Source organism: Hydrococcus rivularis NIES-593 (assembly GCF_001904635.1).
GTDB classification, from domain to species: domain Bacteria; phylum Cyanobacteriota; class Cyanobacteriia; order Cyanobacteriales; family Microcystaceae; genus Hydrococcus; species Hydrococcus rivularis.
In genome coordinates, this window is the sequence record NZ_MRCB01000008.1 from 1 (window position 1) to 23,079 (window position 23,079).

Consider the following 23,079-nt stretch of genomic DNA (forward strand, 5'->3'; position numbering starts at 1 on the left):
TTGGTTAGCTTATGTACGGGCTGATTACCGTGATTCAGCTAACAACGAATCGCACGTCTTCTACAAAGGCAATTACCGTCGAACCATGTTTCATCGGACCGGGTTCCCGCGTCACTTTACCGCCACGCTCTTTAATTTTCTCGCAGGTTGCGTAAATATCATCAACTCCGAGCGCGATATGACCGTAAGCATTCCCCAGGTCATACTTATCAACTCCCCAGTTATAGGTCAATTCGATGACCGTAGTGTCTGCTTCGTCGCCGTACCCCACAAAAGCTAAGGTAAACTGTCCGCCCGGATAGTCTTTCTGACGCAGCAATTTCATTCCCAGAACGTCGCAATAGAACTTTAGGGACTCTTCTAGGTTGCCAACGCGCAACATGGTATGTAGAACTCGCATGAGTCGATCTTTAGCTCCTTAGCGTGTGTCTTCTCTTCTCCCTATTTTGACAAACCCGTCGCCTTACTTGCTAAAAACCTGTTGAATCGCTTGCGGAAGGTCAATGATTTGTTGCCAAAGTTCTTGGGGAGCGATCCCAAAGGCTAGCTGTAAAATCAGAACGACGATCGCAATAGAAAATGCCGTACCGATACTGGCTTTCAATACCTTAACCAACCAGGTAAATATCAGCCAACTAACGATAAGGGCAGCAATGAGAATAATTAACTGCATTCACGATAAATTCGCTCGTTTAAAAGTTGCCCTCTGCTCGGCAGTATAGCCAGTAAAAGAGCAAACGGCAACTAAATCGACTTCTACACCCATTCCCGACCTAATACTATAAAAACGATCGTATTATTACTGTCTTGACCTCTAATGCCATCTCTACCATTACTGCTCTTTTCTATCGACAGATAGCATCCCCCGTGAATTCTTGTATCATCAAAGAGAGTTTAAGAAACTTAACGGTCAATCGGTCAATTCAAAATTCAAAATGCAAACGATCGCTCAACACCTATCACCTACTGCTTTTGAAAAGCTGACTTGGATTTGGGAAGGAAACAAAATTCGATACACTGTCATGGGAGACGGACAGCCATTGCTGCTGATTCATGGCTTTGGTGCCTCTATCGGACATTGGCGGAAAAATCTTCCCGTCCTCGCTGAGGCAGGTTATCGCGTATTTGCCCTGGATTTATTGGGATTTGGGGGTTCGGATAAACCAGCACGAGAATATACGGTAGAACTTTGGGGACAACAAATTCGAGATTTTTGGGAAGCGCACATTCAAGAACCGACGGTATTAGTAGGAAACTCTATCGGCGGTTTGCTCTGTTTGCAGGTCATGGCAGAATATTCAGAAATTGCAGCAGGTGGCGTGTTAATTAACAGTGCGGGAGGACTCAATCACCGTCCAGATGAATTAAATCCTCCCTTGCGATTGGTAATGGGAATTTTTACCAAGCTAGTGAGTTCGCCGCTGACGGGCAAGTTTATTTTTGACAATATTCGTCAGAAACATCGCATTCGCAACACTCTGTTCCAAGTCTATAGCGATCGCGCGGCAGTAACAGATGAATTAGTAGATATGCTCTACGAACCCTCGTGCGATCCCGGCGCTCAACAGGTGTTTGCTGCCGTTTTAACTGCACCTGCAGGTCCGACTCCGGGGGAATTATTGCCACGGGTGCAGCAGCCTTTACTGGTGTTGTGGGGAGAAAACGATCCCTGGACTCCCATCTCAGGTGCAAAAATTTACCAAGAATTCGCTCAAAACGGTCGCGATGTAGAAGTTTATCCCATTCCGAATGCAGGGCACTGCCCTCAAGATGAAAAGCCTGAAATAGTCAATCAAGCGATCTTGCAGTGGCTATCTCGTAGATGATATGGCAATCCTAGATGATTGAGAAAATGGCATGTAGGGCGAAAGCTCCTTCGCTTGTTCTGAAGGGGCGCTCTGCGTCTTGTTTGTGTCTTGCCGTAGGTAAGCGAGACGCTCACACTACTGTCTTTTATCACTTGTCCTTCGTCATTTGTACCAATGACAGACGATCGATGACCAATGACGCTCCCATCCCTCGTAGCCACACCGAGGGATGAGCTTACCAATTCCCAATCGCCAATTCAATTATCTTTCTTTGAGCCAACTGAACATAGCGCGCAAGTCTTTGCCAACTTCTTCGATGGGATGTTCGGCTTCTTGACGGCGCATGGCGGTAAATCCCGGTTTGCCTGCTTGATTTTCTAAGACGAATTCGCGAGCAAACTGACCGGATTGAATTTCTTGTAAAATTTTCCGCATTTCGGCGCGGGTTTCGTCGGTGATGATGCGAGGACCTCTGGTATAATCGCCGTACTCTGCGGTATTGGAAATGCTATCGCGCATTTTTGCCAAACCGCCTTCGACGATGAGATCGACAATCAGTTTGACTTCGTGAAGGCATTCAAAATAGGCTAATTCCGGCTGATAGCCAGCATCGACAAGAGTTTCAAATCCGGCTTTAATTAAAGCCGTCAAGCCGCCGCACAGAACTGCTTGCTCGCCAAATAAATCGGTTTCGGTTTCTTCTCGGAAGGTAGTTTCGAGAATGCCCGCACGGGTACCGCCGATTCCTTTAGCATATGCCATAGCGCGATCGCGAGCTTGACCGGAAGCATCCTGAAAAACTGCAAACAAACAAGGAACGCCTTCTCCTTGTTCGTAAGTGCGCCGTACCAAATGTCCGGGTCCTTTCGGCGCAACCATCACCACGTCTACTCCCGCTGGCGGAACGATTTGCCCAAAATGAATATTAAAGCCGTGGGCAAATAACAAGACTTTGCCGTCAGTTAAATAAGGTTCGATTTCTTGTTTGTAAATCGTTTTCTGTACCTCATCGGGTAGCAAAATCATAATATAGTCAGCCGATGAAGCTGCGTGAGCGACATTATAAACCGTTAATCCTTCAGCTTCGGCTTTTTTAGCGGATTTACTGCCGGGGTACAGCCCCACGATGACGTTCATGCCGCTATCTCTGAGATTGAGGGCGTGGGCGTGACCTTGGGAACCGTAGCCGATAATCGCGATCGTTTTCCCAGCAAGTAGGTCTAAATTGGCATCTTCGTCGTAATACATCCGAGGCATGAGGCTGTCTCCTTCTTCCAAGTAGTGTCGTTCTGCAAACTTATAATCTTACCTTAAATTCGAGCCATTTGCCGCAGATGGACTCCAACTTATACATATATAACGGTGACTGCCCAGTCGCGTCGATGTCAAGAGAAAATAATAATAGCAGCATTACGGAGGCATCGCACCGATGAACCAACAAAGCCTCAAAGCTTATTTGAATTTGATTCAAGAGCTGCTAAATTGTCCTAAAGGAGAAGAGTGGACGCTACTACAGCAACATGAAGACCTGGTAAATCCCGAATTGTTGCAGGTCATGGAACAAGTCTCTTCCCAACTGACAGCAGAGGGCAACTCGCAAGCAGCTAAATTTTTGCGCCATTGGGAGGCACAATTAGCCCACGTCCTATCGCAAGCTGCTCGCCCCCAAAACCTCGACGAGAAGACCCAAGCCTATCTCCAGCTCATTCAGGCGCTACTCAATTGTCCCAAGGGAATGGAAGCAGAGCTTTTGGCAGCTAACAAAGAGTTAATCGATCCTGAGTTAGTGAAGGTGATGAAACAAGTCGCCGCTCAGATGGCAGCCAGAGGAGAACAGGAAACCGCTCATTTTTTGGGAAATCTGGCAGCAGAACTAAGTCGGGATTTAAAACAAGTCGGTGCTTTTGAGCCTCCCCAAGAGCAAGAAATCCAAGAAACGACTCCGAGAGCTAGCGAGCAATCTCAGCAGCTTGAGGAACTTAAGGAGTTATTGTCGCAGTTGAAGGCTAACTTAGCGATTAAAGAACCGATCCACCCGGAAAAGGTCGTTCCACCTGCACCCAAGCCGGATGCTATGCTTGGGCTTGAAGCTAAACCGTCCTCTCCTCCACTTGACGCGACGCTTACCCAGCAAATTGACAATCGCCTAGCCGCGATCGCAGAATCATTGGCAAAATTAGGTGAAATCTTGACCGCTCGCTTTCAACCCGCCGATCCTCTCTGGTACATGAGCGTATTAGAACGCGCCCATAGTTCTAACTGGATCTTGACGACTGAGGAGGTAGAGCGATTAATCGGCGTAAAACCCCACTGTCAATCCGGTCAAAATTCTTATCAACGCGGCTGCTGGATTTTCGTTAAAGTTGGCAAAGAAGGCACGCAGACGGCGTGGCGCGTTATGAAAGAAGATATGCCCGTTCCGTCAACTTAGATTTACAAATTTCAGATTGATTAGGTAAATACGCTTTCTTGCTTTAATTCCTCTTCTATTTCTTTCACGGACAAAGGGAGTTTGGATTTATCGCGATCGCTCGTTACTACCTCAAATATGGACAGATCTCGCTTTCCTAGCTGAATTATCTCTAACAGCAGGCGATTGACTGCCCAATCGCTGATGGAATAGTTGGTTGCGCCATCAGCTATTTGTTGCAGATAATAACTGAGTAATTCTCGCCGCTCTCGCATTGTCAATCTTGCCATCTCTTTCACCCCCTTGCGGAAGTTCAAGTAGTTCAAAGTTTATCTTTCCGTGCCCTACCTTTATCTTAAGATTTTTTCTGTAGCGAAAATTACTTATTTTTTCACAAGCTTCTACAGGTTTTCAAGTAATCCAACTAAAGGCTATTGGTTGGTAACAGCTTCTGCCAGATTGCCTCTCCCAGCGTTTGCTTCTTGTTGATTTTAATCGTAACGGTTGCAGCAATTCCCGATCGCGTGGGCATCTTCTGAGGCTCCACTGCCAGAGCTTGTCGCTCTAAACCGATTTTTGCGGGAATGCCATAGAAATGATGGACGGCATCGGGTGGTAAGGCATCCGAACCAACGGCGAGCACCTGTCCTCGAAGATTTCCCAACTGGCTAAAAGGAGACGCATCGATTTTTATCTCTGCTGGCATGCCATCTTGAATGAAATCGATATCTTCCTTGGGAATTACGACTTCAGCGACTAAATATTGTTCGTCTGACTTCAATTTGAATAGGGTGTTGTCCTCGTCGGGCTGAGAACCAAAGCCGGGAGTAGCTTTGAGTGCAAAGACTTTTCCGTCTGCCGGAGCTTTCAGGATATATGAATTTGAGGTAGGCTTAACGCGAGCGATCTGGCGTTCTAGCTCGGCAATCTGCCGCTCGTTTTCTGTGACGATCTTGGTAAGCTGACTGTCGATTTCGGCAATCTGCTTTTTATTGTCTGTAATTTGTTTTTGATAATCGATCGCTGGCTTTTGGTTCTCGTTGCTCATCGCAACTGACACATTGGCTAGTTGCTCCCTTGCCTGTTCGAGCGACAATTGCAAACGTTGTTGCTCCATACGCAATCGTTCTAGTTCGTCTGCGCTCGAACGAACCGCTTGTTCCTGTTCGGTGGATTCAAAGCGAGCGATCGCTCCCTCGCTCACTAAGGCTTGAATTTGAGCGAGCCTTTGCCGAGCGGCAATTAATCGCTCTTGCGCCTGTTGTTGCTGCGATTGATTTTGCTCTAATTGCTCTTGCAGTTGTCTGACGGCTAGCTCGGCTAGCACTTTTTGGGGATTGGCTTGCGGCGCTTGGGGATTTTCTGCACTGTCTGTCTGGGGTTCGAGCGTCTGAGCTTGATACTGCTGATTGGCTGCTATCAGTGCCGTGCGATTTCTTACTAAAAAGGCAGCTTCTCTGGGAAGTTTCAGACCTAAGATCGCGCCTTCTACTTGAGCCATCTCAATCGATTGCTCGATCGCGCGACGATAGAATCGATTCTGTTGCACGAACAACTGACGTTTGGTTTCTAGGGATTTGAGTTTCTTGTAGGAAGTTAACGAGTCAAACGCTACCAATGGCTGTCCCTTCTTAACTCGGTCTCCTTCTTTGACAAAAACCGCTTTGACTACCTTATTTTCGGGAACTTGCATTTCTTTGATCGTTTCGCGAGTCATTAGCTGACCTGTGGCAGAGATCGCCTGTTCGACTTGAAGCTCGTGAGCGAGCGTTGCCCATGCTGTGCTCAGGGTGGCAATGCTGACTAGCGTCCAGGCGATTATCCTCAAGCTATCGAACGATCGCTGTTGCGAATCCTTCGACCCTACTTGCTCTGCTTCTCGTTTCCGGTTTTTGGAAGCCCGTCGTTCGCTATCGTCGGTTTCAAAAGCTTCCTGGGTTGTTGCTTCCCATGCAGTTTCGCTGTCGTCTGGTCTCCTGTTTTTTCCATCGACTACCAGCAGGTGTTTTTTGAATCGATTATTAGCGCTGGGTGGTTTGTCATTCGATGAGTTCATGATTGGTTATTGTAAAGGAGTCAGGAGGGTTATGCTAGCGTCTGACGATATGATAGCTTGTAGAGTCCTCCGCGATCGTTGGCGATCGTAAATAATAATCTTCGCTTGTCGTTCATGTTTGCGATCGCATCTGCAAGTGTTCGAGCTATGTATAAATTGTATTTTTTTTATGCCGATTTTCGATCGAGCCTGTTGCGATCGAGCGACTCATTTTAGGTTTGGCTCGAATCAGCCTTTAATTTTAAAAAACAACCCTAAGAATTGCAAATTTACTAGATAGGGTCTGCCTGATTCTGCTATGCTCTAATCGATTTTTTTACTTTTTGTTTTTAGGTTGACATTGACGAATTTCTGTCTTAAAGTCGATCGGCGATGCCAAAAAGAACAAACTTAAACATCAAAAAAACCATCAAAAAGATTGTCATAGAACGAAGAGTTATGTTGAAGTATGTATGTTAATTAAACTGTTGCCTTTTTAAGGATTCGCTCTCATTGCTTTAGAGAGAAAAAGCAAATTTTCCCAGACATGGAACTGGTTAACCACAAAGTTGTCGCTCGGTCAAGGTTTTTTTGGGAAAAATCGTTAGGAAAAAATTATTGATTTAGTTAGAAAATTTACCAATCGCTAGATAGTTTATGGCATATTTAATGAGAAAGATTAAGGAGATCGACGATTCCTTCGATCGATTCGCACGAGGCAAAGCTGTTTTAGCTATAGATTTTCCGTTAATTTGTGTTGTCAAGTAGCAAGGAGAGAATGCATGGAATCTTCGGTAGCGAATTTACTGCAACAGACTGGTTTAAGTCAAAACTCATTGACCGATAAAGTAGAAATCCATTTAGTAGATAAGAATGATATTTTCTACAAGAAAGGACGGCTTCTGGCAGAAGAAGTATACCGTAAAGTCTGGAATACCGAGCATTTAATCGATGGCAATGACTATGCAGTTGTCGTTTCGCGTCAAGGTTCCGTAGTTGGCAACATGAATGTCCAACTCAGATCCGAGCAAAAATCCCTCAAGAGCGAAACTTTTTTTGGTAGAGAACACTGGCAAGATTATTTTTTTGGTGCTCCTACTAACGTAGCCGAACTTTCTGCTCTAGCGCTCGACCAAGAATTACCCTCCGAAATTAGACGACCAATCATGATGATGCTCATTTTGGGGACGCAGATATTGAGTCGAGCTTTAGACATTCAGTTCTACGTGACAATTCAGCACGAGTTTCTGATGCGGATTTTGACTAAAAGCTTGCAGCTACCTTTTTTCCGCAATGAGAACTTGACCAGACCGCAAGGAAAGTTACCCAGTGACAATTACTGGAATAGAGAAGAATTGCCAAGACTCTACTATTTAGATACGAAAGACGGCAACGCGATTAATACTTGCGCTTCATTTTTTTGTTACTTACATGTATCAGGAATTCAAACGACATTTCTGCCTCGGATAAAGAAAAATAATATGTCTTTCTCCGCTTTTCGGAAAAATTGGTATCTAGAGCAAGCAATCTTTAATTAATGCATTAATTCATCGAATCCCGATAGGAATTGCCTACTTAACCTTACTAAATAATACTTAAGTAGCCAACGCGATCGCTCGATGAGAACGAATCGATCTATTTTCCTGCCAATAAGACTTTGAGCGGGATATAAAAGGTCGAGGTTTATCGATCGTGAGCAAGTGTTAGAAAGATTTTTGGTGTCTCTATATCTAAATCTAAATTTTTTATAATTTAAATCTTTATATAAAACCAACCTATATCTAAATTTTTCTTATTGGCTTGCTGTCGATCTGGATTCTTGTATTGTTTAAGTATTCTTCTACTACACTATACCTCTATTAAGCCCTGGCTTAATACTCTGCTGTGTAAAGCTTTGATGAAGTTTTCCGAACCATGAGTTATGGGAATCTTCAACCTCGGAAAAATGCTATAGATGCAGGGAAAAGAGGAGCAACTTTCCCCTTACTCGAATAAAAGCAAGAAGCCTGATTTCTTACTTAATAGTAGGGCGCACAAGACTGCGCCCTACGTAAAAGTTAGAAAATCTAGCTACAAGCCAGCAGCTGCAAGAATATCTTGGGCGTGAGTGTCAGTTTTCACTTTCTCATCAACATAAGTAATCTTGCCGTCGCCATCGATAATATAGGTGACGCGCTTGGAGTAGCCACCCCCATCGACATCGTAAGCTTTAGTGATTGTGCCATCGCTATCGACCAGCAACTGGAACGGCAGTCCGTATTTTTCTTTAAACATTTTGTGGGAAGCTTGGTCGTCCATGCTGACACCTAGTACCACCATGTCTTTGCCTTGATATTGTTCGTAGTTGTCCCGGAAGCTTTGCGCTTCTTTAGTACAACCAGGCGTATCGTCTTTGGGGTAGAAATAGAGAACTACCATTTTACCTTTGAAATCAGACAGGGAAACCGTCTTTCCCTCGTCGTCAATAGTGGTAAAGTTGGGTGCCATCGTGCCAACTGATAGAGCCATAATTTTTCTTCCTCAACTCACGTCGGTTAGTTTAGATCATAAAACTTTACAATATCTTCAACAACAAGCAGATAGTTAAAAATCTCAAATGACATCCACTAAAGAAATTCAATCCATCTCCTATACAAGCCCTACGCTCAAGCGGGCGGAACGGGCGTTGTGCTGTTCTCCCTTTAAATTGGCTTTGTTTGTCGCCATGCAAAATCAAAGCGTACCCCTTAGCGCGATCGCACTTCAAAGTGGCGTGCGGCGGGGATATAGTCAAAAACCGCTTTCAGAAAGACGTGCCGAAAGAGATCTCATGTGGCTGATCGATGTGGGTTTGCTGCGACGGGAAGTAGACGGTCAAGGCATTACGGATAGTTTTCGCCTCACGCCGCTAGGACGGCAACTGACGGACAAATGGCAAAAACAGGGCGGGATTTTACCGCAACCTTCCTGGATAGATCGTCTCATCGATACCTTTAATCGCTGGTTGCGCCTACCTTTCTGAAGACTAAATTCAAGGGTACTATAGATTGAGGTAGATTCGAGCGCGATCTAATGAAAGCGATTATGGTGGTGGGGACGACCTCCCATGCAGGAAAATCATTCCTGACGGCAGCTTTATGCCGAATTCTCTCCCGACAAGGTTGGCACGTAGCGCCTTTTAAAGGGCAAAACATGGCACTGAATGCCTACGTAACGCCAACAGGCGGAGAAATCGGCTATGCTCAAGCGGTACAAGCTTGGGCAGCGGGGACGACCCCAAGAGTAGAAATGAACCCAATCTTGCTCAAACCGCAAGGAAATATGACTTCCCAAGTGATTATGATGGGCAAAGCCGTGGGAAAAACCACTGCCGCAGAGTACTACGAAAATTACTTCGAGCGGGGCTGGGAAGCCATTACCAGCGCTTTGGCTAAGTTAAGCGCAGAATATGACTTGCTGATATGCGAAGGGGCAGGAAGCCCAGCAGAAATCAATCTCAAACACCGCGATCTGACCAACATGCGAGTAGCCAAGCATTTAAACGCGCCGACCTTATTGGTAGTGGATATCGATCGCGGCGGCGCTTTTGCTCATGTTGTGGGCACGCTCGAATTACTAGAACCCGAAGAACGCGCTTTAATCAAAGGAATTGTGATTAATAAGTTTCGCGGGATTAAATCGCTTTTAGATCCGGGCATTAGCTGGCTGGAAAAACGGACGCAGATTCCTGTCGTTGGCGTTATTCCTTGGAGGGAGGCGATGTTTCCGGCAGAAGATTCCCTAGATTTGTTGGAGAGGCGTTCCTATAAACAGAATTCAGAAGTCAAGATCGCGATCGTTCGCCTGCCTCGCATTTCTAACTTTACCGATTTCGACCCCTTGGATGCCGAAGCGACGGTTTCGATTAAATACGTCAATCTTCAGGAACCGTTAGGACATCCAGATGCAGTGATTATTCCCGGTTCTAAGACGACGATTACCGACCTAATGGCACTGCGCGAAAGCGGCATGGCAGATAAAATCCGAGATTATGCCGATGCAGGCGGGATCGTTTTGGGAATTTGTGGCGGTTTTCAAATGCTGGGGCAATCGGTGTTCGATCCAGAACGGGTTGAGAGCGATGAGGACGAATATCCAGGATTGAATCTCTTGCCAGTCGAGACCATTATTTCCCGCGATAAAACTGCCCGCCAGCGACAAGTGGTGTCTAACTATCCCCAGTCGGGTTTGCCGATTGTGGGCTATGAAATTCATCAGGGAATGACGCGGATAGTCGAACCCGCTAAGAAATCGACAAAGCCCAGTTACTACCCGTTATTTAACGATTCCAACCTGGGAATGGTTAATGAATCCCAATCGATCTGGGGATGCTATCTCCATGGTTTGTTTGACAATGGACCTTGGCGACGTGCCTGGTTGAATTATCTCAGACAGCGACGAGGACTATATTCCCTGCCGACTGGCATTGCTAACTATCGGGAACAGAGAGAAGCGATCCTCGACGCGATCGCCGATTTGGTTGACGAACACCTCAATTTAACCCCACTGATGTCCGAACGATAGCGATCGCGTTTTGGTTACTGACGATGCCAACGGGTTACGCCGCCTGGTTGGTCGATAAGAACTATGCCTTGGGCTTTTAATTGGTCGCGAATGCGATCGCTTTCCGCCCAATTCTTGGCTTTTCGCGCTTCGGCACGTTTTTGGATCAGGTCTTCGATCTCGGCATCGCTCAAACCGCCTGTAGCCTCTTCTTTAACTGCTTCGGCTTCGGCTTCTAGCCCCAAAACCTGCGCCAATTCTACTAGAGTCCGCCACTGTTGCGCTAACTCCTGCGGTGGCGTTTCTGTTTTGCCCTCATGGACAAGCAAATTGCCTTCCTTGACTAACTTTTTAGCAATTTCAAATAAAACCGCTAATCCACCGGCAAAATTAAAGTCATTATCGACGGCTTCTTGAAATCGCTGTTCTAGGAGATTTTGAATTTTGGACTGGGAATTCTCTTGGATTGAATTCCAACCCAATTGCTCTCCATAGCGATGTCCAAATAGCAAACCTTCCCTAAGCGTATGCCAGCCATTAGTTGCTGCTTCTAAGGCTTCGTCAGTGAAATCGAGGGGTTTGCGGTAATGCGCCTGCAAAATAAATAAGCGCACTGCCATTGGTTCGACTCTCTCTAATAAATCGCGGATGGTAATGAAATTACCCAGCGATTTAGACATCTTTTCGCCTTCCACCTTGACCATGCCATTATGCATCCAATAACGTGCCAGCGGTTTTCCGGTTACTGCTTCAGATTGAGCAATTTCATTTTCGTGGTGCGGAAATATCAGATCGCTTCCACCAACGTGGATATCGATAGTCTCGCCGAGTTTCTCCCGCACCATCGCCGAACATTCGATGTGCCATCCCGGACGACCTTTGCCCCAAGGAGAATCCCAAGACGGTTCTCCCGGTTTAGCAGCTTTCCAGAGAGCAAAATCAGCGGGATTTTTCTTTTTCTGGTTTTCAGGATCTTCGAGATCCACTCGTCCGCTTGCTCCCGCTTGTAAATCTTCTAACTTGCGTCCTGAGAGCTTACCGTAGGAGGGAAATCGGCAGACGCAATAATATACGTCTCCATTAGTTCGATAGGCATAACCTTTCTGCTCTAACTCGCAGACGAGTCGCTCAATTCCATCAATTGTATGCGTCGCGCGGGGATAGTCATCGGCTTTCTTGACTTTTAGCCGTTCCATATCCTCGAAATATGCCTCAATGAAGCGTTCTGAGATTTCTTCCATCGAGCTTCCTTCTTGTCTGGCTCGATTGAGAATTTTGTCGTCAATATCGGTAAAATTCTGAACGTACTTGACTTCATAACCTCGCCATTCCAAATAACGACGCACCACATCCCAGACGATACAAGTCCGCGCATGACCTAAGTGGCAGTAGTCATAAACCGTGATGCCGCAGCAATACATCCGCACCTTTCCAGGTTCTAGCGGTTCAAAGGGTTCTTCGCGACGGGTAAGCGTATTGTAAAGCTTTAAAGTCATGGGATTGTAGATAGATTCAGATTCAAGCCAATAAGCAATAATAGGGTATAAAGAGTAACCCTGCCGCGATCTTATCCTAAACCCATGACAATGGAAGACTCCGCAACTCTACATTGCCCGTGCCTTTGGAATTAACGATTCAATTAACAGACGAACAATTTTTTATTTTAGAGCTGATTCCTAGAGAGAAACGAAAGCCGAGCCAGTGGCAGAAGAGAAGATTGTATCGCGAACAAGTCGGATTCAGGGCTGTCAGATGAGCCGCCCGCCAAAGATTGCCAACGCCAAATGCAAAGCGTATCCGAGTGATTTGAGTGATGCGGAATGGAAAATTAATGAACTACGCTAATCTCAGCGTAGCGGACTGGAGTAGTTCATTAAAATTGAGCTTTGTTTCTTGATCCGACATTAGCATATATTTTTATTTTAAGGTCAAGTTCTGATATTTTATTCCTTGAATTCAGTGTAGCGAATGTTTGCTAAGTTTAACTTTTGTTATCTAGGTTAATGCGATCGAGCAATTGAGACAGGGTTTGACTGAGTTGGGGATCTTGTTGCCGTAGCTGACCGATTTTCTCGCAACTGTACATCACGGTTGTATGGTCTTTGCCGCCGAATTCTTCGCCAATTCTGGGCAAACTCAGATCGGTATGCTGGCGCATCAGATACATGCCGATTTGTCTGGCGATACTGATTTCCCGCCGTCGAGAATTTCCTTTCAAGTCCTCTATCGAGACTTTAAACGTCTCGGCTACCGCATTCAAGATGCTTTCTGGAGAAGCTGCTGCCCTTTCCATCGGCGGATTGAGAACTGGGGCAAGATTTTCCACCGTCATCGGCAAACCCGAAATGGAAATGTAGGTAATAGCCCGAATTAGCGCCCCCTCCAATTCCCGAATGTTGGAAGTGTAGTTAGCAGCGATATATTCGATGACCTCTCGTGGGAGGCGCATATGTTCGTATTCAGCTTTTTTCTGCAAAATTGCCATCCGCGTTTCCAAGTCGGGGACTTGAATATCGGCAATCAACCCCATCGAGAAGCGAGAAATCAGACGATCCTGCAAGCTGGGGATTCGTTTGGGCGGGCGATCGCTTGCCAAGACAACTTGCTTTCCGGCTTCGTGTAAGGTGTTAAAGGTGTGGAAAAATTCTTCTTGGGTGTATTCTTTGCCTTCAATAAATTGAATGTCATCGACCAAGAGCACGTCGGCTGTGCGATAATGCTCTCGAAAGCTTTGCATGCTATCTTGACGAATGGCACTAATCAGGTCGTTGGTAAATTGTTCGGTAGAAACGTAAAAAATTTTGGAATTCGGGTGTATTTCTAGGCGATAATTGGCGATCGCTTGCATTAGATGGGTTTTTCCCAAACCAACGCCGCCGCAGAGAAACAGAGGATTAAACTCTCGTCCAGGAGATTCGGCAACCGCCAGCGAAGCCGCGTGTGCCATACGATTGGTCGGTCCGACTACGTAGCGAGAAAAGGTATATTTGGGGTTTAATTTGGTCGGTTTCGGGCGATCGCTCGCTAAACTATCTGCTGGATCGAGCATAAAGCGAGAAGCATCGGGATCGCCAACAATGGCGAGATTTTCTCCTTGGGCGGCTGTGAGTTGAATTTCTATCGGATAGCCGAGAATTTCCCGTACCGCATCGGCAATGGTTTTGAGATAGTTTTTTTGTAGGTGATTGAGAATAAAAGGGTTGGCAGCCCTAATAACCAAAACATTGTCTGTTAACTCCTGGACTGTCGCCGTCTTAATCCAAGTCTCAAAAGCGGGACGAGTTAGTTGTAGCTGAAGTCTTTCTAGAACTTGATTCCAGAGTTGTTGTGGGGACATTTACACGAAATCGATCTGCGATCGGTGACTAGAAACTTATAGTTTAGCGATATCTAAAAGAGAATAGTATTATCTATTTTTAAGTCCGATTGATTAAAGAAATTGATTATGGCTGACCCCCTAGAAATTGTCCAGTTAGGCAACCCGATTTTGAGAAAAGTCGCCCAACCTGTAGTTAACACTACAGACGCGACGATTCAAACACTAATCGATTCCCTAATAGAAACAGCAGTATCAGCCAATGGGGTTGGAATTGCTGCCCCTCAAGTCGCTCGCTCCTATCGCCTGTTTATTGTTGCCTCGCGTCCTAACCCTCGCTATCCCAACGCGCCGTCAATGGAACCGACAGCTATGCTCAATCCAAAAATTGTCGCACATTCGGAGGAAATGGTCAAAGGTTGGGAAGGGTGTCTCAGCATTCCTGGAATTCGCGGTTTAGTACCTAGATATCAAGTCGTCGAAGTAGAATATTGCGATCGCTACGGCAACTTACAGCATCGAGAACTGACGGATTTTGTCGCCAGAATCTTCCAACACGAATTAGATCATCTCGATGGTATTGTCTTTCTCGATCGCGTAGAAAGCACTCAAGACCTATTTACCGAACAAGAATATCAACGCATAATTAGTGACCGGTAATTCGATTTTGGATTAGGGATTGGTCATTGGTTATTGGTCATTTGTCTTTTGTTAGTGGTTAGTAGTTAGTCGTTAATTGTCTCCCCATTTCCCAGTCTCCTCACACTCCCCATCTCTCAATCACCTTCTCACCAGTGGATAATCTCGAAGTTATCGGTATCGATTTAGGCGGAACTGCGATTAAACTCGGACGGGTTCTCAAAGATGGAACTTGTCGAGAGTTCATAACCATTGCTACTCCCCAACCTGCCATGCCAGAAGCAGTAGTAGAAGCGATTCTTGCTGCACTAGAGCAACTCAACCGCGAGAAGAAATGCATCGCTTTGGGGGTGGGTATGCCCGGACCCGCCGATGCCGAAGGGAGAATCGCGAAAATAGCAATTAATCTCCCAGGATGGTGCGATGTTCCCCTAGCAGATTGGTTAGAAAAAGAAACGGGGCTGCCAACGATTATTGCTAACGATGCCAATTGTGCTGGACTGGGAGAGGCATGGTTGGGGGCAGGAAGGCGATTTCGCAATATGATTCTATTAACATTGGGAACGGGTGTAGGCGGTGCCGTCATCCTCGATCGCAAGTTGTTTATAGGACACCGAGGTGCAGCCGGAGAATTGGGATTGATTACCTTAAATCCAGATGGTCCACCCTGCAATAGCGGCAATCAAGGATCTTTAGAGCAATACGTCTCAGTTCGAGCTATTCGTCGCATCACGGGCAAAGAACCTGCTGAGTTAGGAAAATTAGCTAAAGGCGGCGACAAGGAGGCATTGGCTTTCTGGGAAGAATATGGAAGATGGTTAGGGGCAGGATTGGCTAGTTCGATTTATATCTTGTCGCCAGAAGCGGTTGTTATTGGCGGCGGAGTTAGTGCCAGTGCAGAATTTTTCTTTCCTGCAACTTTAGCAGAAATAGAACGAAGAGTTATGCCAACTTCCCGCGTTGGGTTAAAGCTTTTAACCGCACAATTAGGCAATCAAGCAGGCATTATAGGGGCGGCAAAGTTGGCTTGGCAGATGCTAGAAGGTAGAGCGAATAAGTGAATATATTTATATTTAAGACAAAATAGTTGCTAAAATTTTTACAAAAGATTTTAGTGCTAGAATAAAAGGGTTAACAGAGAATAGTATCGGTAGCAGAGCTAGTTATTCGCATTTACAGGTTTTTCCCGTTTAGTTTTAGCAAGATTCTCTCCGAAATCTTAATCTCTACACCATTTCAATCGACGGAGATAATCTATGTCAATTTATGTAGGCAATCTATCTTATGAGGTTACAGAAGAAGCTCTGAATTCTGTCTTTGCTGAATTTGGTTCGGTCAGGCGAGTCCACCTCCCCACTGACTACGAAACGGGTCGCGTGCGAGGCTTTGCCTTCGTGGAAATGGACACGCTCACTCAAGAAGATTCTGCTATTGAAGCTCTTGATGGGGCCCAATGGATGGGACGCGAGATGAAAGTCAACAAAGCCAAACCTCGCGAAGACCGCAACAACAGAGGCTCATTTGGTGGCAGTCGAAGAAATAACAGATTCTAGAGACAATTTTAAGCTGTGGGGCTAAAGTCTTTTTAGCTCTGGCTGGCGATCGCGTTCGGTGGAAGCATTTGTCTTTTCCCCATCGAGCGCCGCTTTTTATAGCGAAAGTGTCTCAATCCAACAAACTTGGGTCTCAATGAGGTTAAGTAGTCATGAAAATTCAAGCGTTAGATATTCGAGTTGGCGATCGCATCGTTGCCTACTTCAATACTAAGATGCAGGTTTGCACAGTGCAATACATCCTCGATTCCGGTCAGACCAATATTACGCTATCAGTCTTCATAGGCGATCGTTATCGCTATGCAGCCTCGCGCATAGTCCGATTTCGTCCAGATGCTTTTGTCGAGCTAGCCAACTAAAAGTCACAAAAGTTATTAATTCTAATCGATTATCTCATCTAGCTTTGCCCGTTTTGTGGCTTCAAAATTACAACTGCGATTTTTATTAAAGTTGTCATTAATTTCCCCGCCGAGCGAAAAAGTCTTCTAGAAAAGACCCGCTCGGAATTTCAGTCGATTTTAATCGAGTTGGGCTTTGAGCCTAGAACTTTAGTTCTAGGGGTCGATCTGGCATTGTAGCTACTGCTATTAAAAAATGCCAGCTTTTTAACTTAATTTCCTCAGAGAGACTAAGTTAGAAGGAGCTAAGTTGAAGGGAGCTTATCTGGATGAATAAAATCTTCACGAATTAGTACTCCCTGAAGTTAGGATTGAGGAAATGGTAATTTCTCACAAGTTCCTCACATTTGTTGCCTAATCTTATAGTCAAATTTTAATTAACTTTTTCAAGCTCTAATTAACTAAATAGCCCAATCAATTTTTGGAGACTTCTCACATGTCATATACCATCGACTCAGCTAGAACCATTTTCCCTGACACTCAAGTAGCTGATGCGGTTCCGGCTACGATTGAATCATTCAATCAACTCAGTGCTGAGGATCAGTTAGCTTTACTTTGGTTTGCCTATACCGAGATGGGAGTTACCATCACTCCCGCAGCTATGTCGGCAGTCAACATGGTCTTTGCCGAAAACACTCTGACTCAAATCAAACAGATGCCTGCTGGCGAGCAAACGCAAGTGATGTGCGATCTGGTTAACCATGCTGACACTCCCATCTGCCGTACCTATTCGTCTTTCGGCACGAATGTTAAGTTGGGCTTTTGGTATCAGTTAAGCGAGTGGATGAAACAGGGAATTGTTGCTCCCATTCCAGAACGCTATAAATTGTCTGCAAAAGCATCAGAGGTTCTCCAAGCCATCCGCCAACTGGAAGGGGGTCAGCAACTTACTGTCTTGCAGGAGATTGTCTCCAAGATGGGGTATGCTCCAACTGAGGGTACTCCAAAAGTTAAAGAACCTGTGGTTCCACCTAAAGAACTTGCACCTCGAAAGAAGGTCACAATTGAAGGCATCGACAACTCTACAGTCCTAAGCTACATGGAAAATATGAACGCCTTTGATTTCAAGGCAGCAGTAGCTTTATTTACGGAAGATGGTGCCCTGCAACCTCCTTTCGAAGAACCGATTGTGGGTCATGAGAACATCCTCGCCTATATGCGGGATAACTGCTACGGACTCAAGCTGATGCCTGAGCGAGGGATATCCGAACCAGCAGAAGGAGGGTTCACCCAAGTTAAAGTGACAGGAAAAGTACAAACTCCCTGGTTTGGTGGTAGTGTCGTCATTAACGTTGCTTGGCGGTTTTTACTCAATCCTGAAGGCAAGATTTTCTTTTTAGCAATTGACGTGCTGGCTTCTGCTGAGGAGCTACTAAATTTAGGTCTTGTTCGGTAGAAGAACGTGAGAGTGATGAGTGAGGAGCTTTGTGATTTAAGCTCCTCGCGATATCGAGTAGCTTAAATCATGCTCTAAAGCCTAAAAATATAGAAGATTGAATTCAATCAAATATTTTTGATAGTTGCAGTCTTTATCAGACTGCTCCATTTTATGGTTCTAGCTTTTTTCAATCTGGCGATTCTTTGATAGGGCGAACAGCGATCGACTACAATGCGACTGAGTCGGTTCTGTAGAGCATACCATTAGAACCCAAAGATGATCGAAATTTCAGTTGATTCACAGGTGTCTTTTTCTCGACCCTTGGTTTATTCCACCTATCGGGACAAGCTCGTGGAGTTAGGCCCGTATCTGCCCAATGTGCGATCGCTACAGCTCAAGTCTCGTCAGGAAACAGAGCGACAAGTGCGACTGGTACTGGAGTGGCATGGGGGTGGAGACATCCCAGCCGCCGCTCGGACACTTTTGAGTGAAAAACTGTTCGCTTGGACAGAATACGATGTCTGGGACAACAATGAATTTACTGTAGACTGGCGGATTGAAACCCATGCCTACCGAGAGGCGGTGTTCTGCGCTGGCAAGAACCGCTTTCTAGATCGAGGCAATTATACATTAGTCGAAAGCCGAGCCGAAGTGAGGATTGACCTCAGCGCAATTCAGGGCATCCCTCCCTTCTTGCTCGGTCAGTTGGTTAACCTAGTCGAAGAGCTTCTATCCAAAAAGATTGAACCGAATCTGGTGCGAATGGGACAGAATGTGCAGAAGTATCTGGAGCAAACGCAGAAAAATCAGTCATGCTAGGAAAGGGATAGACTATGGAGCTAGAGCTAGATCGGTGACTGATTCGACCGTAGATAATATTAGATAATAAAAGTCATGCTCTAAACGGAAGGAAAGGTTGAATCATTATGGATCTAATGTCCATAACACTGGTAGTGCGCTGGCTCATCGGTTGGGGCTTGATGTGGCGGTTGCCACGACTTCCAGAGCTTTCAGTCGTCGGCTCCCCTAAGGTCTCGGTTTTGATTCCAGCTAGGAATGAAGAGAGAACCCTTCCCCACCTGCTAACTGCATTAGAGCAGCAGACGTTCAAGCCCTACGAAATCATTGTAATTGATGACCAGTCCGTCGATGCAACTGCCCAGATCGCCAAACAAGCAGGGGTGAAATTAGTGCAGACTCCCCCTTTGCCCACGGGTTGGACAGGAAAAAACTGGGCCCTCAAAACTGGGTATACTGCCTCATCCGGCGACATTCTCGTATTTCTCGATGCCGATACTGAGCCAGGAAAGGATCTGCTCCGCAGGCTAGTGGCGACTGTTCAACACTTAGGAGGTCTCGTCTCGGTTCAGCCCTATCACCGTACCGAACACCTCTACGAACAGTTAGCAGTTTTGTTCAATCTCGTCGGCTTGATGGCCATCAAACTTGGAGCAAGAGGAGGTGTAGCTTTTGGCCCGGCTATGGCTACTAGCAAAAATGACTACGAACGGGTGGGCGGTCACGATGCTGTGGCAGGATATGTCGTAGAGGACTGGTGCATGGCTCATGTTTATGAAAGGGCAGGACTACCGGCGAGCGCCTATATGGGGTATGGTCAACTGAACTATCGGATGTACCCCGGCGGGCTGCGCGACCTGATTGTTGGTTTCAACAAAAACTTTGCCACCGCAGCTGGGCAAGTCTCTTGGGCGCGGATGCTGGCAGTTGTACTCTGGATTTCAGGATTGTTCTGGGCAGCTTGGTGTCTGCCCGCATCCCTATTCGGTTGGCCGATTGTCGGGAATTCTTCTTTGCTATATAACGTACTACTTTATCTTGCCTTCGCCATCCAGTTAGCTATAATCGTCAGACCAGTGGGTTCATTCAGATTGATTGCCTTTTTCTTTCCCATTGCGGTTGTCTTCTTCATTGCGGTGTTCGTGCTGGCAATTGTGAATCTCGAACGCGGTCAAATCGAATGGAAGGGAAGAATAATAAGCACCCGATGGCAAGGTGAATGATTGTACCCATACTACAGCTACCGGATGGGGACATCGTCGCACTATGTGTAGGCGGTTGGGTAGCCTGGTCATTTTTGATAGGTTTTGTAGCCCATCGCCTTCCCCTAAAACTTTTAGAAACAGATACCTGCCTAACCCGACCGCGACCCTGGGGGGAAGAGCTTCACTGGTATGAGCGAGTACTGCGGATTAAATGCTGGAAGGATCGATTGCCAGAAGCAGGAGATTTCTTCCCAGGGGGATTTCGCAAAAGCTCCATTAGCGGTGGGGACTGTACCGTAATGTCCCGTTTCTTGGCTGAAACCCGTCGAGCGGAATACGTTCACGTCGCCATCTGGCTGTTCTGGTTAGTGACCATGCTCTGGACTCCTGGCTGGGGAGTGCTGGTAAATCTCGTTGTGGGAACTACTTTCAACTTGCCTTGTTTGTGGGTGCAGCGTTATAATCGGCTTCGGCTTCAGCATCTGCTTGAATTGAAAGGACAGAGAACAACTATATGCTAGAGTGTATGGTTTTCTCCCTAGTGAGACGTGGGACGCGGCGCAAATAAAGCTATCATTTCAATCGGTTATCAGTTAAGAAATCAGGAATCAGCTCTAAATTCAATTTTAAATTCAATTTAGAGTTATCGGAAATTTGATAACTTTACTTTGGATCGATTATTAATATTTCTTACTACTTGTTACTGCTAAAATTAATAAGAAAAGAAGACTAAAAGCGATCGCTGCTTCTTCTGCCCATTTAATTCCCAAAAATTTATATCAACGAGAAAAGCTTTCTAAAATATTAAGAATTGATTCAGTACCTCAACCGAGAAACTGAAAAGTTAAATATACTAATGCAGCTACACCAAGAGCTTGAACGAAACTATTATTGAATAGATAATATCATTTTTCATTCATTAATGACACAGATAGTCGATCGCCCTCACCCCCAACCCCTCTCCCAAATAGAGAGAGGGGAGAAGAATGTCGATCGCGAAAACCTGAAAATTGGTATTAGAACTACAAGAATAAAGTTCCCAGAAATTAAGCGTTTTTAGGAATCGAGCTTAGAGAGATCGCTCTTTGTGCGAAGTTTGTAACCCAAGAATTCAAGATTCGCTCTAAGCGATCGCGAGGGATGAGCAATAATAGGGAAAGGAAGGCCAACCAATCTACAACCCTTCTCTAGTTTCAGAAAAGCTTACTCGATTTTGACGTTTTCCAAGTGGGACTATTATGCAAACAGTCGATAATCAGCCAGGTACCTCTAAGGTCATGGACGCCCCGAAACATGGCTTACCCGTAACTATCATTACCGGCTTCTTAGGGAGTGGCAAAACAACCCTTCTCAACCATATTCTGACCAACGAGCAAGGACTCAAGACCGCAGTTCTCGTCAATGAATTTGGCGAAATTGGCATCGATAACGAACTGATCGTCTCCACCGAAGACAATATGGTGGCACTCAACAACGGTTGTGTATGCTGCACCATCAACGAAGATTTAGTACAAGCAGTCTACAAAGTTCTAGAACGTCCAGAGAAAATAGATTATTTGGTCGTAGAAACAACGGGTTTAGCCGATCCTCTGCCCGTCGCCCTAACCTTTTTGGGAACGGAATTGCGAGAGATGACGCGATTGGATTCTATCATTACTATGGTAGACTGCGCGAATTTCAGTCTTGACTTGTTCAATAGCCAAGCTGCCTACAGCCAAATTGCCTACGGGGATGTCATTGTTCTCAACAAAACCGACCTAGTGGACGAAGCTGACGTAGATGCTCTAGAAGTAAGAATTAGAGATATCGTCAAAGAGGTGCACAAACATAAGGGTGCGAGAATTCTGCGCACGCAAAAAGCAAAAGTTCCTTTACCTCTCATTCTTAGCGTTGGACTATTTGAGTCAGATAAGTACTTTAATCCGTCAGAAGCTAAGCACGAGCACCATCACGACCGCGACCATCACGATTGCAGTCATGACCACGATCACAACCACGAACACCATCATCATCACTCCAATCACCTGGAAAATGATGGCTTTACTTCTTTGTCGTTTGAGAGCGACAAACCCTTGGCAATTCGGAAGTTCCAGTATTTCTTAGACAATCAATTGCCAGAAAACGTTTTCCGCGCCAAAGGAATTCTCTGGTTTGAGGAAAGTCCCAAGCGTCACATTTTCCATTTAAGCGGCGAGCGATTCACCCTTGAAGACGACGATTGGAAAGGACAACCGAAAAATCAGTTAGTCCTCATCGGTCAAAATCTAGACTACGAGAAATTACGCGAGCAAATCGAAAATTGTCTCTGTACGCCTTCTACCAGTCGCGGTAAAGGGTTTGGGAAAAATTAAAAAGTTAAAAGGTAAAAGGCAAAAGTATAATATTCGAGGTTTTACCAGCAATTAAAAGTTTGCATAAGCCTTAAAGAAACATTTTTGCCTTTTTGCTTTTTCCTTTATCCTTTCATATGCGCGTTGTCATCCAGCGAGTTAAATCGTCTCAAGTTACGGTCAATGGAGAGATTGTCGGCCAGATCGGACGGGGATTAAACCTATTGGTTGGGATTGCCCCCACCGATACAGAGGCCGAACTCGACTGGATGGCACGCAAATGCCTGGAGTTGAGATTGTTTCCAGACGGCAAAAACGGCGATCGCTGGGAAAAATCGGTACGAGAGATCGAGGGCGAACTCCTGGTAATAAGTCAGTTTACCCTTTATGGAGATTGTCGCAAAGGTCGTCGTCCGTCTTTTAGCAATTCGGCTTCTGGGCAACAAGCAGAAGCCTTATACGAGCAATTCGTCTCTAAATTAAGAACCAGCGGCTTGCGAGTGGAAACGGGGAAGTTTGGTGCAATGATGCAGGTTAGCATCGAAAATGACGGTCCCGTGACGTTGTTATTAGAGCGAGAAGCCTCTTGAAAGTTATAAGTGGGTAGGCAGAGAATTGAATACACGTAACGCTCGCACTACTGGATGAATGCCCACAATTGGCAGGGGCAGGTTTTCAAACCTGCCCC

Annotated in this window: 24 protein-coding genes; 16 read left to right on the forward strand and 8 right to left on the reverse strand. The window is 45.7% G+C overall.

The annotated features are described in order from the left end of the window. Window positions 1-34: 34 nt before the first annotated feature. Both gloA and NIES593_RS08670 read right to left on the reverse strand, forming a co-directional pair. Window positions 35-400, reverse strand: coding sequence for a lactoylglutathione lyase (gene gloA / locus NIES593_RS08665; RefSeq protein ID WP_073599201.1), 366 nt, complete (start codon window positions 398-400; stop codon window positions 35-37). A gap of 63 nt (window positions 401-463) precedes the next feature. Continuing rightward, entirely contained in the window at window positions 464-673 is a 210-nt protein-coding gene (locus NIES593_RS08670) for a hypothetical protein (protein WP_015145852.1), read from the reverse strand. Window positions 674-935: 262 nt separating this feature from the next. Here NIES593_RS08670 and NIES593_RS08675 point away from each other — a divergent pair, with 262 nt between their 5' ends. Further along, a complete protein-coding gene (locus NIES593_RS08675) occupies window positions 936-1,826 on the forward strand; it encodes an alpha/beta fold hydrolase (RefSeq protein WP_073599202.1) in 891 nt (296 codons plus the stop codon). A 243-nt stretch (window positions 1,827-2,069) separates the two neighbouring features. On the opposite strand, the gene ilvC is transcribed toward NIES593_RS08675, so the two are convergent. Then, complete coding sequence (gene ilvC / locus NIES593_RS08680; RefSeq protein WP_073599203.1) at window positions 2,070-3,065, reverse strand: ketol-acid reductoisomerase; 996 nt, start codon at window positions 3,063-3,065, stop codon at window positions 2,070-2,072. A gap of 172 nt (window positions 3,066-3,237) precedes the next feature. Here ilvC and NIES593_RS24545 point away from each other — a divergent pair, with 172 nt between their 5' ends. Further along, window positions 3,238-4,239: a hypothetical protein gene (locus tag NIES593_RS24545; RefSeq protein WP_073599204.1), complete on the forward strand. Its 1,002-nt coding sequence runs from the start codon at window positions 3,238-3,240 to the stop codon at window positions 4,237-4,239. 20 nt (window positions 4,240-4,259) lie between these two features. Here NIES593_RS24545 and NIES593_RS08690 read toward each other — a convergent pair whose 3' ends face one another. Both NIES593_RS08690 and NIES593_RS08695 read right to left on the reverse strand, forming a co-directional pair. Then, window positions 4,260-4,508, reverse strand: coding sequence for a hypothetical protein (locus NIES593_RS08690; protein WP_217651854.1), 249 nt, complete (start codon window positions 4,506-4,508; stop codon window positions 4,260-4,262). Between the two features lie 134 nt (window positions 4,509-4,642). Next, the gene (locus NIES593_RS08695) at window positions 4,643-6,274 is read right to left on the reverse strand and encodes a beta-barrel domain-containing protein (protein ID WP_073599206.1); all 1,632 of its coding nucleotides are present in this window, start codon (window positions 6,272-6,274) and stop codon (window positions 4,643-4,645) included. Window positions 6,275-7,035: 761 nt separating this feature from the next. Between NIES593_RS08695 and NIES593_RS08700 the strand changes: the two genes are divergently transcribed. After that, window positions 7,036-7,791 (forward strand): hypothetical protein, encoded by a 756-nt coding sequence (locus NIES593_RS08700; protein ID WP_073599207.1) that lies wholly within the window; start codon window positions 7,036-7,038, stop codon window positions 7,789-7,791. Window positions 7,792-8,323: 532 nt separating this feature from the next. Here NIES593_RS08700 and NIES593_RS08705 read toward each other — a convergent pair. Continuing rightward, window positions 8,324-8,761 carry a peroxiredoxin gene (locus NIES593_RS08705; protein ID WP_073599208.1) on the reverse strand — a complete coding sequence of 146 codons (438 nt, stop codon included), beginning with the start codon at window positions 8,759-8,761 and terminating at the stop codon, window positions 8,324-8,326. Between the two features lie 88 nt (window positions 8,762-8,849). Between NIES593_RS08705 and NIES593_RS08710 the strand changes: the two genes are divergently transcribed. Together NIES593_RS08710 and cobQ are read left to right on the forward strand one after the other, a co-directional pair. Continuing rightward, on the forward strand, window positions 8,850-9,254 hold the full coding sequence (locus NIES593_RS08710; RefSeq protein WP_073599209.1) for an Npun_F0494 family protein: 405 nt from the start codon (window positions 8,850-8,852) through the stop codon (window positions 9,252-9,254). A gap of 50 nt (window positions 9,255-9,304) precedes the next feature. Further along, window positions 9,305-10,795: a cobyric acid synthase CobQ gene (gene cobQ, locus NIES593_RS08715; protein WP_073599210.1), complete on the forward strand. Its 1,491-nt coding sequence runs from the start codon at window positions 9,305-9,307 to the stop codon at window positions 10,793-10,795. A 14-nt stretch (window positions 10,796-10,809) separates the two neighbouring features. On the opposite strand, the gene cysS is transcribed toward cobQ, so the two are convergent. Together cysS and dnaA are read right to left on the reverse strand one after the other, a co-directional pair. Beyond that, complete coding sequence (cysS, locus tag NIES593_RS08720) at window positions 10,810-12,270, reverse strand: cysteine--tRNA ligase (protein WP_073599211.1); 1,461 nt, start codon at window positions 12,268-12,270, stop codon at window positions 10,810-10,812. Between the two features lie 485 nt (window positions 12,271-12,755). Further along, window positions 12,756-14,111, reverse strand: coding sequence for a chromosomal replication initiator protein DnaA (dnaA, locus tag NIES593_RS08725; RefSeq protein WP_073599212.1), 1,356 nt, complete (start codon window positions 14,109-14,111; stop codon window positions 12,756-12,758). A 108-nt stretch (window positions 14,112-14,219) separates the two neighbouring features. On the opposite strand from dnaA, the gene def reads away from it, so the two are divergent. The 11 genes from def to dtd all read left to right on the forward strand — a co-directional run bounded on the left by def (window position 14,220) and on the right by dtd (window position 22,981). After that, a complete protein-coding gene (gene def / locus NIES593_RS08730) occupies window positions 14,220-14,750 on the forward strand; it encodes a peptide deformylase (RefSeq protein ID WP_073599213.1) in 531 nt (176 codons plus the stop codon). Between the two features lie 134 nt (window positions 14,751-14,884). Beyond that, window positions 14,885-15,790 (forward strand): ROK family protein, encoded by a 906-nt coding sequence (locus NIES593_RS08735; protein WP_073599214.1) that lies wholly within the window; start codon window positions 14,885-14,887, stop codon window positions 15,788-15,790. A gap of 195 nt (window positions 15,791-15,985) precedes the next feature. Next, the gene (locus NIES593_RS08740) at window positions 15,986-16,282 is read left to right on the forward strand and encodes an RNA recognition motif domain-containing protein (RefSeq protein ID WP_073599215.1); all 297 of its coding nucleotides are present in this window, start codon (window positions 15,986-15,988) and stop codon (window positions 16,280-16,282) included. Between the two features lie 152 nt (window positions 16,283-16,434). After that, entirely contained in the window at window positions 16,435-16,641 is a 207-nt protein-coding gene (locus NIES593_RS08745; protein WP_073599216.1) for a hypothetical protein, read from the forward strand. Between the two features lie 475 nt (window positions 16,642-17,116). Further along, complete coding sequence (locus tag NIES593_RS08750; protein WP_073599217.1) at window positions 17,117-18,076, forward strand: orange carotenoid protein N-terminal domain-containing protein; 960 nt, start codon at window positions 17,117-17,119, stop codon at window positions 18,074-18,076. 258 nt (window positions 18,077-18,334) lie between these two features. After that, the gene (locus NIES593_RS08755) at window positions 18,335-18,877 is read left to right on the forward strand and encodes a hypothetical protein (RefSeq protein ID WP_083602392.1); all 543 of its coding nucleotides are present in this window, start codon (window positions 18,335-18,337) and stop codon (window positions 18,875-18,877) included. A gap of 107 nt (window positions 18,878-18,984) precedes the next feature. After that, entirely contained in the window at window positions 18,985-20,079 is a 1,095-nt protein-coding gene (locus NIES593_RS08760) for a glycosyltransferase family 2 protein (RefSeq protein ID WP_073599218.1), read from the forward strand. Then, the gene (locus NIES593_RS08765; protein WP_073599219.1) at window positions 20,076-20,582 is read left to right on the forward strand and encodes a glycosyl-4,4'-diaponeurosporenoate acyltransferase CrtO family protein; all 507 of its coding nucleotides are present in this window, start codon (window positions 20,076-20,078) and stop codon (window positions 20,580-20,582) included. Before NIES593_RS08760 ends, NIES593_RS08765 begins: the two co-directional genes overlap by 4 nt. Before the next feature lie 401 nt (window positions 20,583-20,983). Beyond that, complete coding sequence (locus NIES593_RS24025) at window positions 20,984-21,121, forward strand: hypothetical protein (RefSeq protein ID WP_175561083.1); 138 nt, start codon at window positions 20,984-20,986, stop codon at window positions 21,119-21,121. Window positions 21,122-21,299: 178 nt separating this feature from the next. After that, window positions 21,300-22,412, forward strand: a complete 1,113-nt coding sequence (locus NIES593_RS08770) for a CobW family GTP-binding protein (RefSeq protein WP_073599220.1) — start codon at window positions 21,300-21,302, stop codon at window positions 22,410-22,412. 116 nt (window positions 22,413-22,528) lie between these two features. Then, the gene (dtd, locus tag NIES593_RS08775; protein WP_073599329.1) at window positions 22,529-22,981 is read left to right on the forward strand and encodes a D-aminoacyl-tRNA deacylase; all 453 of its coding nucleotides are present in this window, start codon (window positions 22,529-22,531) and stop codon (window positions 22,979-22,981) included. The last annotated feature ends 98 nt before the right edge of the window (window positions 22,982-23,079 follow it).